Annotated in this window: 14 protein-coding genes and 1 riboswitch; of the genes, 8 read left to right on the top strand and 6 right to left on the bottom strand. The window is 48.4% G+C overall.

The window, feature by feature from the left end; genetic code table 11:
* Together FD01_RS01405 and FD01_RS01400 are read left to right on the top strand one after the other, a co-directional pair.
* Positions 1-583, top strand: a 583-nt coding sequence (locus FD01_RS01405) for a hypothetical protein (RefSeq protein WP_235802917.1), incomplete at its 5' end; no start/stop codon positions are given.
* A gap of 428 nt (positions 584-1,011) precedes the next feature.
* Positions 1,012-1,797 (top strand): 2-keto-4-pentenoate hydratase, encoded by a 786-nt coding sequence (locus FD01_RS01400; RefSeq protein WP_152164712.1) that lies wholly within the window; start codon positions 1,012-1,014, stop codon positions 1,795-1,797.
* Between the two features lie 90 nt (positions 1,798-1,887).
* Here the strand turns inward: FD01_RS01400 and FD01_RS01395 are convergent, their stop codons facing one another.
* From FD01_RS01395 to FD01_RS01375, 5 genes are all read right to left on the bottom strand, one after another.
* Complete coding sequence (locus FD01_RS01395) at positions 1,888-2,832, bottom strand: diacylglycerol/lipid kinase family protein (protein WP_054719165.1); 945 nt, start codon at positions 2,830-2,832, stop codon at positions 1,888-1,890.
* Between the two features lie 87 nt (positions 2,833-2,919).
* The gene (locus FD01_RS01390) at positions 2,920-3,180 is read right to left on the bottom strand and encodes a hypothetical protein (protein WP_056962345.1); all 261 of its coding nucleotides are present in this window, start codon (positions 3,178-3,180) and stop codon (positions 2,920-2,922) included.
* Positions 3,181-3,246: 66 nt separating this feature from the next.
* Positions 3,247-3,792: a hypothetical protein gene (locus FD01_RS01385; RefSeq protein ID WP_054719159.1), complete on the bottom strand. Its 546-nt coding sequence runs from the start codon at positions 3,790-3,792 to the stop codon at positions 3,247-3,249.
* Between the two features lie 151 nt (positions 3,793-3,943).
* A complete protein-coding gene (rnjA, locus tag FD01_RS01380; protein ID WP_056962344.1) occupies positions 3,944-5,626 on the bottom strand; it encodes a ribonuclease J1 in 1,683 nt (560 codons plus the stop codon).
* A 4-nt stretch (positions 5,627-5,630) separates the two neighbouring features.
* Positions 5,631-5,843, bottom strand: coding sequence for a DNA-directed RNA polymerase subunit epsilon (locus tag FD01_RS01375; RefSeq protein WP_056962343.1), 213 nt, complete (start codon positions 5,841-5,843; stop codon positions 5,631-5,633).
* Positions 5,844-6,026: 183 nt separating this feature from the next.
* Between FD01_RS01375 and FD01_RS01370 the strand changes: the two genes are divergently transcribed.
* Positions 6,027-6,473, top strand: coding sequence for a hypothetical protein (locus FD01_RS01370; RefSeq protein WP_054719156.1), 447 nt, complete (start codon positions 6,027-6,029; stop codon positions 6,471-6,473).
* Positions 6,474-7,233: 760 nt separating this feature from the next.
* Here the strand turns inward: FD01_RS01370 and def are convergent.
* Complete coding sequence (gene def / locus FD01_RS01365; RefSeq protein WP_056962342.1) at positions 7,234-7,788, bottom strand: peptide deformylase; 555 nt, start codon at positions 7,786-7,788, stop codon at positions 7,234-7,236.
* Between the two features lie 261 nt (positions 7,789-8,049).
* Positions 8,050-8,211, top strand: a riboswitch (M-box (ykoK) riboswitch).
* Positions 8,212-8,442: 231 nt separating this feature from the next.
* On the opposite strand from def, the gene FD01_RS01360 reads away from it, so the two are divergent.
* The 5 genes from FD01_RS01360 (at position 8,443) to typA (ending at position 13,254) form a co-directional block, all read left to right on the top strand.
* Positions 8,443-9,222, top strand: coding sequence for a hypothetical protein (locus FD01_RS01360; RefSeq protein ID WP_056962341.1), 780 nt, complete (start codon positions 8,443-8,445; stop codon positions 9,220-9,222).
* A gap of 139 nt (positions 9,223-9,361) precedes the next feature.
* Entirely contained in the window at positions 9,362-10,228 is an 867-nt protein-coding gene (locus FD01_RS01355; RefSeq protein ID WP_056962340.1) for a hypothetical protein, read from the top strand.
* Position 10,229: 1 nt separating this feature from the next.
* Entirely contained in the window at positions 10,230-10,511 is a 282-nt protein-coding gene (locus FD01_RS01350; RefSeq protein ID WP_056962339.1) for a UPF0223 family protein, read from the top strand.
* Positions 10,508-11,284 (top strand): inositol monophosphatase family protein, encoded by a 777-nt coding sequence (locus FD01_RS01345; RefSeq protein ID WP_054719261.1) that lies wholly within the window; start codon positions 10,508-10,510, stop codon positions 11,282-11,284. Before FD01_RS01350 ends, FD01_RS01345 begins: the two co-directional genes overlap by 4 nt.
* Positions 11,285-11,412: 128 nt before the next feature.
* On the top strand, positions 11,413-13,254 hold the full coding sequence (typA, locus tag FD01_RS01340; RefSeq protein ID WP_056962338.1) for a translational GTPase TypA: 1,842 nt from the start codon (positions 11,413-11,415) through the stop codon (positions 13,252-13,254).
* Positions 13,255-13,600 lie beyond the last annotated feature (346 nt).

Below are 13,600 nucleotides of genomic sequence, written 5' to 3'. Positions count from 1 at the left end.
AGCCTTTTCATTGCCTTTTGGGCAAGGGCGCAGCGCTTGCGTGATTATAACTATGATTCACACACTCGGTCCCAAAACTACAGATAGTTATGACGCGGCGACACATATTCCTGGCGTCGATCACCCAGAGATCCAGTTACATCCGAATTTTGATGAAATTATTGCTGCCTTGGCCGATTATGCTGGCGATCAATTCTTGTTGCCGGTCGCGTATCAAAGTGCGCGGCCAGATTTTGGCTGGCGGGAATTGTGTTATGAATATTCCAGTCAACTGGAACTGCGCCAAGTCTTCCACCGCCATTTACAAGCGATGGTCTTGATCGAAAACCCGCAATATCAAAAAGATGCCGCCATCATTCATCCTGCCACCGAGAATTTATTGCGCCATCAATTAGGCGCTGGGGATTATCCCGTCGATTATGCCGGCAGCAAAGCCCAAGCCTATGCAGATTATCAAGCGCTGGGGTATCGTTATTGCATCACCAGTGCGAAGCTTTTGCCGGTCAATACGCCAGTGCTGGCGAAGTTTGAACCGGATATGGTGTGGTGCTTGTACGACATTTTACCGAAATCTGAAATTTAAATTAAAAAATAACGGTAAAACTATTGACGAATCCTCATAAACGGTTTATATTAATCTCAACACAAGGAACAAAACGTTGAAGAGGATGTGTCAATAGCGTCGCAGCCAGCGAGTCCCGTTTGGTGCAAGGGGATCTGCAAAAGCTATCAGACCGATCACCTCTGAGTTGTACTGTGATAAGTAGCGGTACTGGGTGGCCACCAATATCTGGCCGGCGTATCGCGATCGTTCTTGGCCGAATCGATTGCCGTACGTGCTGAGTGGCTTTTGAAAGCAAAAGCCTAATCACGGGTGGTACCGCGCAAAAGCGCCCCGTCAGACAATAGTCTGATGGGGCGCTTTTTGTCGACTGCAGCGACGCGTACACCACCCAGTTGAATAGGTCCGTGTGTTAAAAATAACATTTGGCACTGCCAATGGAGGCTAATATGATGAGTGAAACTACTAAACAAGAACAAGCTGTCGCAAACGATTTGTACCAAGCATTGACCACCAAGAAACCACTGACGATGGCCGATTATGATGACAAAGTTACCGATTATGATTCCGCTTATCGCGTACAATGGGCTTTCAGCGCGTTGAAGAACAAGCCAGTTGCGGGCTACAAAGTTTCGTTGACGTCAGAAGAAACGCAAAAAATGTTTGATTCTGATTCCCCATTTTACGGCGCTGAAGTTGAAGGTTCTTGGGTCAAGTCTGGTGAAACCGTACCTTTTTCTGATTTGATGGATCCACTGCTTGAAGTCGAATTGGTGTTTACGGCTAACGAGGCGTTGACGCCAGAAGACACTGTTGAAGATTTGCTGAAGAAAACCAGCGTTTCTGGTGCGGTTGAATTGCCAGATTCACGCTTTGCCGACTGGTTCCCAGCGTTAGGCAAATACTTAGTGGTTTCAGACTCAGCCGTTGCCGGTCGCGTGGTTTATGCGCCAGCCTCCAAAGATAGTTTCACGGTTGATGATTTGGCCAATGTCCATGCGACCTTGACCAAAGATGGCGAAGAACTGGCCAATGGCGCATCGAGTGAAGTACTGGGCAACCCGTTGAACTCGTTGAAGTGGTTGGTTGAAAAGTTGGCCGGTCAAGGGCATGATTTCCCCGCCGGCACCAAGGTTTCTAGCGGCACGTTCTTGTTGCCACCACATGCCACTAAAGGCCATTATGAAGCCAAATTCGACAAATATTTTGGTACCGTCACATTTGATTTAAAGTAGATACTATTTTTCTTATTACAAATCATCCAATTCAGTCATGTGAAAAAAGCCACCGACACGTGGAAAATGTCGGTGGCTTTTGTGTTGTGATCAAACGACGAACCAGAAATTTTGTTTTTCAACATGGAAACTCAATTCGTAAGGACGACTGCCGAGTTCTTCGCCATCCATTTGCCCGAATTCAAGCGATGGGGTTTCCAATTCAATGCGCGGGGATTCAAACACATGCACGCGTTTGTACCTGGTGTGTCGGCCTAACAACAATTGCAGGCATAAGAATAAGAAATAGGGAGTGTTGAGGTGTTCAACGACGATCAAATCGAGTTTGCCATCGCGCGGATCAGCCCCTGGTAAGATCCGGACGCCACCGCCAAAATAAGGGTGGTTGGTGGTGGTCACTAAGAAAGCTTGTTGGATATAAGTTCGTTTGCCGCCGACGTAAATCGCTACTGGAAATGGCTTGCGAGAGAAGAACACGCCGATGACGCCGACAATGTAAGCTAAACTACCGAGATGCATCCGATTTAAAATCGTTTTGAACCGACTGCGGTTAGTGGCGGCTACGGCTGCGGCATCAAAGCCGACGCCGATATTATTGACAAAGTAGCCAGCTTCACCGCGCGTTTTTTCCGTGTAATGGCCGATATCGATCACAGTGGGGTGGTCAGCTGCCAATACTTGATCTAAGGCTTTAAGCGGGTCTTGAGAAAGGCCCACACCGCGCGCAAAATCGTTGCCAGAGCCGGCTGGAATGTAGGCCACTGGCATGTCGGCGTGTTCAGTTTGATGCAAACCCGTGATGGCTTGATTCAACGTGCCATCGCCGCCGATCACCAGCATCACTGCGTCGTCTCGGTGGTTGAAGCCGCCGATTTGTTTGGCAAGTTGAATCGTATGGCCGGAATAGCGCGACACTTTGATTTCATAGGCGATATGTAGGTCGTCTAAGCGCGCTTGGATCTTTTTGAAGGTGTCCACAGCAGTGCCTGCGCCTGCTGCCGGATTGAAAATGATGTAGTAGAACCCCGCTGCCATAGAATACTCCTCTTCTTCAACGAAAATACTCTATCAATTATACAGAGGGATTTTCACAAAAACAATCACGATGAGAAAAGTAAGTGCTTAATTTTTGGAAGTTGGTAAATTAAGGGCAACGCCTGTGAATTTGGCGAGCTTTTCCACGGTGGCAATGCCGTGTTTCAGACTGGAATTTTGATCACTGAAAATCGCGATGGTCGCGGAATTGTTGCCTGAACCGATTTGACCGATGGAATTCACGATCCAAGTGTTGTTGTTTCCATTTAAGCGCCAACCGTTTTTCAAGGCAAAGTCGCGACTACCAGCACTAATGCCCCAGTTTTGATCTGATGCGACATGTTGCATTAAGTCTTTGATATACGCTTTGGACTTGGCGGTTAAATAAGTGCCATTGCCAAAGATTTCATTTAATCATTTCAATTGGTCACTTGCTGTGGTGGTGCTGACCCAACCGGATGCATAGGCGCGTGACTGTGACAGGTTTAAATTACTGAACAACGTGGTCAAGCCTTGACCTTGACCGATGGCATGATACAGGGTGGTCGCATCGACGTTGTTGGAGTGTTCGATGGCACCAACCGCCGCAGCGCGTTCAGTACCTGATAACGTATCGTGGTTTTGCGCATGTTGATGCAGCAGTTGGGTCAACATGGCGACTTTGACGATGCTGGCAGTGGTGTGCGCTTTAGTTTTGTGATTGTTCATGGCCAACGTAAATCCATATTGTTTGGAATAAACCGCAATGCTGATCGGCAAGTCAGAATTTTTCGCCAACTGTTTGGTCCATTGTTGTTTGAGTTTAGCTTTGACAAGTGTTTCAGTGGGTTTGGCATTGGTGGCAGACTGCGTGGCCTTTGGGGCTATGTCTGCTGGTTGGGCTGCGCGAAGCAACTGCGTGCGCCAGTATAATAAGCCGACTAATAAAAGTATGGTGATCAGCCATAATGCACGCTTCATATTTTGGTTTCAATCGCAGCGGTTTCGTCTGCAAAAAAATCCCCCCCCAATAAATGGATTATCTCACATTATGCAATCGCTTACTATTTAAATACTCATTTCATTGCAATAAAAAACCGATTTGCGACGAAAGCAAATCGGTTCAAAGGTTCTACAGTAAGATCAACATCGGTAAGATCACCGGATGGCGTTCGGTTTTGTCGAACAAGAAGCTTTGCAGATTTGACGTGATCGCATCTTTAAGCATGCCTTCCGTGATTTTTTCGTTGCTCTTAAAGGTATTTTTGATGGTGCGGTAAACGCGGCGTTGGGCTTGGTTGATCAGTTCACCAGATTCACGCATATAGATGAACCCACGTGATAACAAGTCAGGACCAGCTAATACCGCTTGTTTTTGCATATTGATCGTGGCGACGACAACGACCAAGCCTTCTTCAGACAAGGTGCGACGATCGCGGATCACGGCATTGCCGATATCACCGATCCCGTTACCATCGATGTAAACATCAGCGGCAGGGAAGTGACCAGCGCGGCGCGCAGAATCAGCAGTTAACGCTAAGACGTCACCATTTTCCATAATAAAGCAGTTTTCTTCTGGAATATGGGTTTCTTGGGCCAATTCGGTGTGGATCTTCAACATCCGGTATTCACCATGGATCGGCATGAAGTATTTCGGCTTCATCAAGCGCAACATCAACTTTTGTTCTTCTTGGCCACCGTGACCAGAAGTGTGGATGTTGTTGACTTTGCCGTGGATGACTTCGGCGCCAGCTTCTTCCAATTCGTTGATCACGTGGTTGACCGAAGTGGTGTTACCAGGGATCGGGTTGGAAGAGAAAATCACCGTGTCGCCAGGTTGAATAGAAATCTGACGGTGGGTGCCGTTGGCGATGCGAGACAAGGCAGCCATTGGTTCGCCTTGAGAGCCGGTACATAAAATCATCACTTCGTTGGCTGGCAACTTGTTTAATTCATGCGCGTCGATCAACACGTCATCGGGAATATCCAAGTAGCCGAGTTCGCGACCATTGACCATCGCAGTTTCCATCGAGCGACCAAAGACGGCGATTTTACGGTCATGGGCCATTGCCGCTTCGGCAGCTTGCGCGATCCGCGAAATGTTAGACGCGAAAGTGGCAAAAATGATCCGACCGTCGATCCCATCAAAAATATGGCGAATGGAGTGGCCGACGAAGCGTTCAGACTTGGTGAAGTTAGGGATTTCAGCGTTGGTGGAATCACTCATCAACAGCAAAACGCCTTCTTCGCCTAAACGCGCCATTTTTTGCAAGTTCGGCGCTGGTTGGTCGCCGACTGGGGTCAAGTCGAACTTGTAGTCCCCAGTTTCAACGATCACACCACTTGGCGTGTGGACCGCAACACCTAATGTATCAGGAATACTGTGCGTGGTGCGGAAGAAGTCCACGGTGATCGGGCCAAACTTCAAGACAGAATCTTCTTTGAGTTCCGTCATTTTCGTCGACCGGACCAATCCGTGTTCTTCCAGTTTGCCACGGATCAATGCCGCAGCCAACGGTGGGGCGAAGACTGGGACATTCGGCACTTGTTTTAAGAAGTAAGGAATGCCCCCGATATGGTCTTCATGCCCGTGGGTGATCACCAAGGCTTTGATTTTGTCTTGGTTTTGCACCAAATAGGAGTAATCGGAAATGACATAGTCGATACCTAAGAGATCGTCTTCTGGAAATTTGATCCCAGCGTCAATGACGATGATCTGGTTTTGGTATTGGACCCCATACATGTTTTTCCCGATTTCGCCTAAACCGCCGATAGCAAATACGGCAGTTTCATTGTTCTTAATGTTGAGTTTCATTCAATTAGAACTCCGTCAACTTGAAGTCAGGTTCTTTTTGTTCGAATTCCAAGAATTTGCCTGACAATTCTTGCACGTATTCGATGTTGTATGGGGTGTTTTCTTCCACCAAGCTACGTGCCGCCACAGCCGAGTCGGCGTCGATGTAAAGGGTTTGAGTCGTTTCGCGGCGGGGGTTAACCACCTTGTCTTTTTGGTACAATACTTTGTAGATCATAATAAGCTCCTTTCGAATACGCAAAAAATCGCCCCAGCGTCTGGGGTAAAATTTCGCATTGACCGATCATTTGTTGAAAGTTCAACAGTTACTCTATATCTTAGCATAAACAAGTCGTGTGCGCCACGGGGCCAACGTGTTACAGTATAAATAGTAGAAAAACGCTTTTGAAGGAGGATACTTATGCTTATCTGGATCATCGGGATTATAATCGTGATCATCATTGGTGTGGTGTTGATCCGCTGGCGCGTGGCCCGGCGCAAACGTGCGATGAAGGTGTTGATGCGCCACAATCAAAAAGCTTGCGACGAAGCCGTGAGCCTTGCGTTAACGCAACTGGGAGTGCCAGCCGACCATGAGTTATCTTCCCAACCTGTCGCTGATGTGTGGGGACATGGGATCATGGCGTTTGAATACCAAATGCCAAAAGTTACCCCGCCAATCGCCTTAGACCGCTTTGAACAAGCCTTGCATGCCCAAACCTCGGCCAAAAACGAAAATAGTGTTAAGCTCTCGCCAAGTTTAGTGGTGACGGATTGGTGGGTGCGCGATGACTTGGTGCACTTTGACGTGGCTTATGTCTCTAATGCGGCTACACGTGAGTACATTCAAGACGTGCGTCGCGTATAAAAATCGCTAATGATGTCCGGCATCGTAAGTGTGATTTCAATCTTCCAGTTAGCCATACCAATTGCCTTGCGGCCGAAAATATGTGAGCGAAAGCGCCTTGGCACCACTGCGGAAAATTGGACAAGTTGCCGGTGCGGCCGTCTCCAGAGATCAGCACAAACCGCTGATGCTCTTTCGACTAAAAATCAAGCCAAGAAGCCCGCTTGTCTTTATTTTTGCCGGTGAAATCCGCGCGAGCCGCCAAAAAACGGCGTCTCACTTGATTTCACTCCCACAGGCAATTGTCCAGTTTTCCTCCGTTCTGCCAAGCCGCTTCCGCTCACATATTTTCTGAGTTGGTATGACTAACTTACAGATTGAAATGTCTCACCACCGCACTGTCAGCTCGTGTAATCGCAGATACACGTTGGCATCACACGTTTCGTAGCCATCAGGTGTCAGTGGTCTAACGTAGTGGAAGTGATTTGAAATTGGGACGGAAGCTGGCCACCGGTACGTGGTGAGAGTGCTGTTGGTGGTTTACCACCTACATCACTCCGCAGTCGGAGATCTGGCGAGTGGGGAGCGTAGCGACACATCTCGGCTAGCTCCGGCGAGGACCCTCTCCACGTACCGGTGGCCAGCTGGAGTCCCAATTTCAAATCACTGTAACGGAGAAAGACCACTGGCGCCTGATGGCGGGCCTGAAACACTTACGATGCCGGACATTAACAACAAAAGCGCGGTTCAGACGTCATTTGTCTGAACCGCGCTTTTGTAATTAGTCGATCAAAACTGCGTCGCCTTCAATATGGAAAGGTTCTTCCTTATTGATGTGGTCGTAGTACAAGATCCCGTTTAAGTGATCGATTTCATGTTGACAAACGATCGCAGGGTAGTTCTTTAAGCGAATTTTTTTAGTTTCGCCAGCCAGGTTTTGGTAGCGGATAGTGATGCGGTCATGACGCACAACGTAGCCGGGGATGTCTTTGTCGACAGATAAGCAACCTTCGCCTTCAGATAAGGCTGCGGGTTGAACGGAGTGGCTGATGATCACAGGATTGATCAAGACTTCTTTGAATAAGATTTCGTCGTCTGCGCCTGGGACAAGCACGGCGGCCATCATTTCACCGACGCCGACTTGAGGGGCGGCCAGGCCGACGCCTGGACGTAATTTGTATTTGGCATTTTGTTCTTCATCTTGGCTGATGATCAAGTATTCCATCATGTCATGGGCCAATTTTTGATCGGCTTCGGACAATGGAAATTCAACTTTGGCGGCATGTTCGCGCAAGACTTTTGCGCCGTCGCGGGTGATATCTTTCATTAAATACACGGCTGATTCCTCCATTGATAACTTATTATCTACTCTACCACAAGCTGTGGACTGAAAAAAGCACAGGCGCGCGGTCGGGATGATACAATAGAATTAAAATTTGCTGAGGAGCATGGCGATGCACGCAAAACTGATCATGATCGCAGGCATTCGCGTCGTGATTGTTGGGGGCTTGGGATTTATCCGTTATCGCAATCGACATGCAAGCAAAACTTGACACACCCGGCTTGAACCGTTACAATAAGAAAGTAAATCAAATACGGTGCTTTCCGTTAGGCGAGGCTCCTATACGAACAATGCTGCTGCTCAGAAACATCCAGAGATGCCAATGAGTCAACCACGCTTACCGATAAGGTTTGTGTTAATGTAGCTGAAGAATTCTTCTAGGCGTATAGTGCTAAAACTTCACGATTGGGATGCAATAATTGCGTGCGCTCAATCGGCGGGCGCTTTTTATATTGTGGGGGTGCACACCTGCAATGCAAAATTAGCTCCCGGCGGACGGTGAATGAAAGGTGGTGAGCACATGTTACAAACAGCAGTTGATGGTGGTAGTCCCGATAATGCAGATCCCGGAAGATTTGTGATTGTGCCACCACTTCATTTAATGAAATAATCGGCGCATCTCAAACCTCCGGACAAGAGGTGAAAACGATGCTGAAGATGCAACAATACAGCGGGTTGTCCCGCGTAGAAGTGCGCAAAGCAAAAATGGCTTTGCACCAAAGTCCTCAAGCCAAGTTCTCCTTGGCTTGGACGCCAGTATTGGCGATGACTTTAGGGGCCAGCGTTGTGACTGTATTATTGGGTCACACTGGCTTGGCTGTGATGTTTTTGGTGATGGTTTTAGGCTTGGCAATGGGTGCTAACTTGAGCTTACGTCACTTTTTTACTCAATTTGATCAACAAGATGCCAAAGTGTTGGTGATCCGCGATGGCTTAAGCCGACTCGAACCAGTTTCGGCATTAGTGCCAGGGGATCAATTAGTCGGCCAAGCTGGCATGGTATTACCCGTTGATGTTTGGACTGATGACGCTGTGGCTATGCCAAAGTTACTTAAAGGATTGCTCAGCATAGTCGGATTAAACCCAGCAGGTGACCTTGCCATTGCCGGTTCTGTGTTGACGACTGATGCTACGGTGACGGTTGCGGCAGTTGGCGCGTCTCGCTTTTGCTTAGACGCACTGCTACCAGCTTTAATGAGCCGGCCAACAATCGCGATCATGGCTGGTTTGCAAGCCGGATTGCGTGCGTTGTTTGCGCCAATGACTTTAGTGGTTGCACATTTGTCAAGCAACCGCACGCCGGTCGATCCACAAACGCAAAATGAAATGAACTTTGACTCAGACTCCTTGGTTGGCCATGTTCGGCATGCAGCGACGTTATCTGCATTCCAATACAACCAAGACCCAGTCTCGTGGACGTCTAGATGATTTTGGTGATGAACCTCATGCCTGATTGTTAGGTAATGAGGTTTTTTTCGTCAAAATGACTGCACTTTGTAACGGTGGTGTCTTTTTAATCTGATTAAGAATTTGATAAAATCTAGATAATAAGCTTGGGAGGTTGATCATGCGAAAAGTCGTGATTTGTGGGCAAAGTCAGTTAACGACTGCCGTCATTAAAACCTTAATCGAAAGTTCATTACCACTAGAACTCAGCATTTTATCATCAGACGTACCAGCAGAGGCAAGCTTAGATCTGTTGAGCCAAATGGGGCACAACCCGATCGTCAAGTTGACCGCCAAAGGCTGGGGCGAAGTCGATGCGTTGGTGGTGACTGACTTTGGGGATGCCACTGGGTCAGATTTTCAACAAACCATGTTGGAGCAACTGCGCAAAGTGATGAGCACAGCGATGGCTGCAGGCTTTCAAGGGAAGGTCTTGATTGCCGCTCATGAAGATGCGGTGTTGACGTATTTTGCGCAGCGCTTTTCGGGATTGGCCAAAGAAACTGTGATCGGGTTAGGGACTTTTGGGCTGAGCGCTTGCTTTGAGCGCTTGGCGTCCAGTGCTTTAAAGGTGCCCCGGCGGCAAGTGACCGCATATGCAGTCGGCACAGCCAGTCAACCGGTGTTATTATGGAGTCGAGCCTATGTGGCGGCGACCCCGTTATTGGCGTTATTGCCGCCAGTTGATGGTATGGCCAACCCATTGCTCACCCAAGTTTCAGAAGCGGTGTCTGAATATGCGCAAGGTGAGGCGGCAATTTTTTGGCCGGCTTTGGTGCAGCGGGTCTTGGCCGGATTTTTTGGTCAGCCTTTATTAGCACCGTTAACGGTGATTTCGGATGCTGCCGCTTGGTCGATCCCCGTGTTGATCAATGAAGATGGGGCACAAGTGTTAGCCCCAATGACCGCCGCAGATGCTGAAATGGCCGCATTAGAAGCGGTGCAAACCACTCAAGCTGCCCAAGTGGCGGCGATTCAAGGAGAATAACATGAAACCTAACTATCAATACCCATTAGACATGGATTGGTCCACTGACGACATGATCAAAGTCACCACTTTTTATCAATTGGTCGAAGATGCTTATGAACATGGCGTTGACCGCGACAACTTATTGGCCGCATATCGTGGTTTCAAATCGGTGGTGCCAGATAAGGCCACGGAAAAACAACTCGGTCGCGATTTCGAAGACGTCAGTGGCTATTCCTTATATACCGTTGTGAAAATGGCGCGCGCCGGCGTTCAACAAAAAGTACGGGTTCATTTGTCATGAAAATCGACTTAGCGCAACTCGACTTAAATATCAGACAGTGGTTAGCGGCCAGTCGCCAACAAATTTTACTCGCGATGCAATCCCCATTAACGGTGAATACCAAATCCTCGCGCAAAGATCTGGTGACTAACGTGGATCGGATGAATCAACAATTTTTAGTGACGCAAATTCTGGCAGCTTATCCTGACGCGCATATTGAAGGCGAAGAAGGCCATGAAGCCAAAATCGATCGGCTGAAAGGTTTAGTTTTCATCATCGATCCCATCGATGGCACGATGAACTTTGTCAAACAAAAAGCCAACTTTGCAGTGATGATCGGGGTTTATTGCGATGGGACGCCTGTGTATGGCGCAATTTTAGATGTTTGGCGAAATGAATTGATCGTCGGCGGCCCAGACGTGCCGCTGATGATGAATGATCAACGGCTCAATCAGCCAGAAGACGCGCCTTTGGCAGATGGCTTGCTTGGGGTCAACGGCCCAATGCTCATCAACAATCGCTTGCATGTGGCCGAAATCGCGTTGGCTTCATCTGGTCCACGCTTATTAGGCAGTGCGGGGATCGAATTTAAATCTGTGGCTTTGGGTCAGCAAGTCGGTTATATTTCCTATTTACAACCTTGGGATGTGGCGGCTGGCGTGGCGATCGGAGCCGCATTTGGCTTGAAAGTTACCCGGCCAAACGGCGACGCGCTGGCATTGTTAGAACCAGGTGTCGTGGTGGCTGCGATGCCACAAGCGCATGCGCAGATCATGGAAATGATGAACGCGTAGATTTATTTTCTGAAAATTATGACACGCGTGGTTCTTTTGTGCTATAATTTCAAATCGGATACTGTGTCGATGTCGGCACGTTTTTTTATGATTAAATAGTTGCACCACCTCGAAAGGAAGTAGAACACTTGAAGACTCGCGACGATATTCGGAACATTGCGATTATTGCCCACGTCGACCACGGTAAGACCACCTTGGTCAACGAAATGCTGAAGCAATCAGATACCTTGGACGAACACATTGACCTTCAAGACCGCGCTATGGATACTAACGCGATCGAAAAGGAACGTGGGATCACTATCTTGTCCAAAAACACGGCGGTTAAATATGGGGATACCACCATCAACATCGTGGACACCCCAGGACACGCGGACTTCGGTGGCGAAGTTGAACGGATCATGAAAATGGTCGACGGCGTGTTATTGGTTGTGGATGCTTTTGAAGGCACCATGCCCCAAACTCGCTTTGTTTTGAAAAAAGCTTTGGAACAACACTTGACGCCAATCGTGGTCATCAACAAAATTGACCGTCCAGGTGCGCGTCCTGCTGAAGTTGTTGACGAAGTGCTTGAATTGTTCATCGACCTCGGTGCAGATGAAGACCAATTGGAATTCCCAATTGTTTACGCTTCTGCTATCAACGGCACGAGCTCATATTCCGACGATCCTGCTGATCAAGAACACACGATGGTGCCATTATTTGATACCATCGTGAAGACCATCCCAGCGCCAGTTGATAACTCCGACGAACCATTACAATTCCAAGTTTCCATGCTTGATTATAATGATTATGTTGGTCGTATCGGGATCGGCCGTGTCTTCCGTGGCACGATCTCCGTGGGCGACAACGTGTCTGTGTTGAAGCTTGACGGTTCTTCCAAGAACTTCCGCGTCACGAAGATCTTTGGTTTCTTCGGTTTGAAGCGGGTCGAAGTCCAAACCGCCAAAGCCGGGGATTTGATCGCCGTTTCCGGTATGGATAATATCTACGTTGGTGAAACGGTTGCTGACGCGGCGCATCCAGAAGCCTTACCAATCTTGCGGATCGATCCACCAACACTGCAAATGATGTTCATGCAAAACGATTCTCCTTTTGCTGGGCGTGAAGGCGACAAGGTCACTGCGCGTAAGCTTGAAGACTACCTTAAAGGTAAGCTTCAAACTGACGTGTCCTTGCGTGTTGACGATACTGACCAAGCTGGTGCTTGGATGGTTTCCGGCCGTGGTGAATTACACCTTGGCATCTTAGTTGAAGAAATGCGTCGTGCCGGCTTCGAATTACAATTGGGTCGCCCAGAAGTTATCTATCGCGAAATCGATGGCAAACTTTGCGAACCATTTGAAGAAGTTCAAATCGATACGCCAGAACAATACACTGGCTCTATTATCGATGCGATGGCGCAACGTAAAGGTGAAATGAAGAACATGGAAAACGAAGGTAACGGCCAAACCCGCCTGACTTTCCTTGCCCCTTCTCGTGGCTTGATCGGCTACTCCACTGAATTCTTATCTTCTACTGGTGGTTACGGGATCATGAACCACACCTTTGAAAAGTACTTGCCAGTGGTCCGCAACTGGGAACCTGGTCGTAACACTGGTGCGTTGGTTTCCATCAACGCTGGCCAAGCCACGACTTACTCCTTGCAATCCATCGAAGATCGCGGCCAATTGTTCATCGATGCCGGCACTGAAGTTTACGAAGGCATGATCGTCGGCGCCAACTCTCGTGAAATGGATATCGCCGTTAACGCCACTAAGGGTAAGAACTTGACCAACACCCGTGCTTCTGGTAAAGACCACGCCGCTGCCATCAAGACCCCTAAGAAGCTTTCGCTTGAAGAATCCATCGAATTCTTGAACGAAGACGAACTTTGCGAAGTAACGCCTGATTCTGTCCGCTTACGCAAAAAGATCTTGAACACCGGCGAACGTCAAAAAGCCGACAAGAAAAAGAAGAAAGCAACCAACTAATTGATTGCCTTCCCTTGAAAAAGCCCATCGCAGATCATCTGCGGTGAGCTTTTTTTGTCCAGTGAGGTGAAATGCATTCAGACATCGCGCCTAGCGCACGCGTAAGAGATTGAATTCCGTTGAGTGCGGTGATTCAACCAAGCATTGAAAGTTGCAGCTTATACTCTTTCATCTTTAAATCCGGCTTTTGAAATTGTATTGCTGTCCGGCATTGTAAGTGTTTCTTGCCCGCCATCAGGCGCCAGTGGTCTATCTCCGTTTCAGTTGATTTGAAATTGGGACTCCAGCTGGTCACCGGTACGTGGAGAGGGTCCTCGCCGGAGCTAGCCGAGATGTGTCGCTACGC

Source organism: Lacticaseibacillus manihotivorans DSM 13343 = JCM 12514 (assembly GCF_001435035.1).
Taxonomy (GTDB): Bacteria; Bacillota; Bacilli; order Lactobacillales; family Lactobacillaceae; genus Lacticaseibacillus; species Lacticaseibacillus manihotivorans.
Note: the sequence above shows the minus strand (reverse complement) of the source record. Positions and strands in the feature narration are given on the sequence as shown.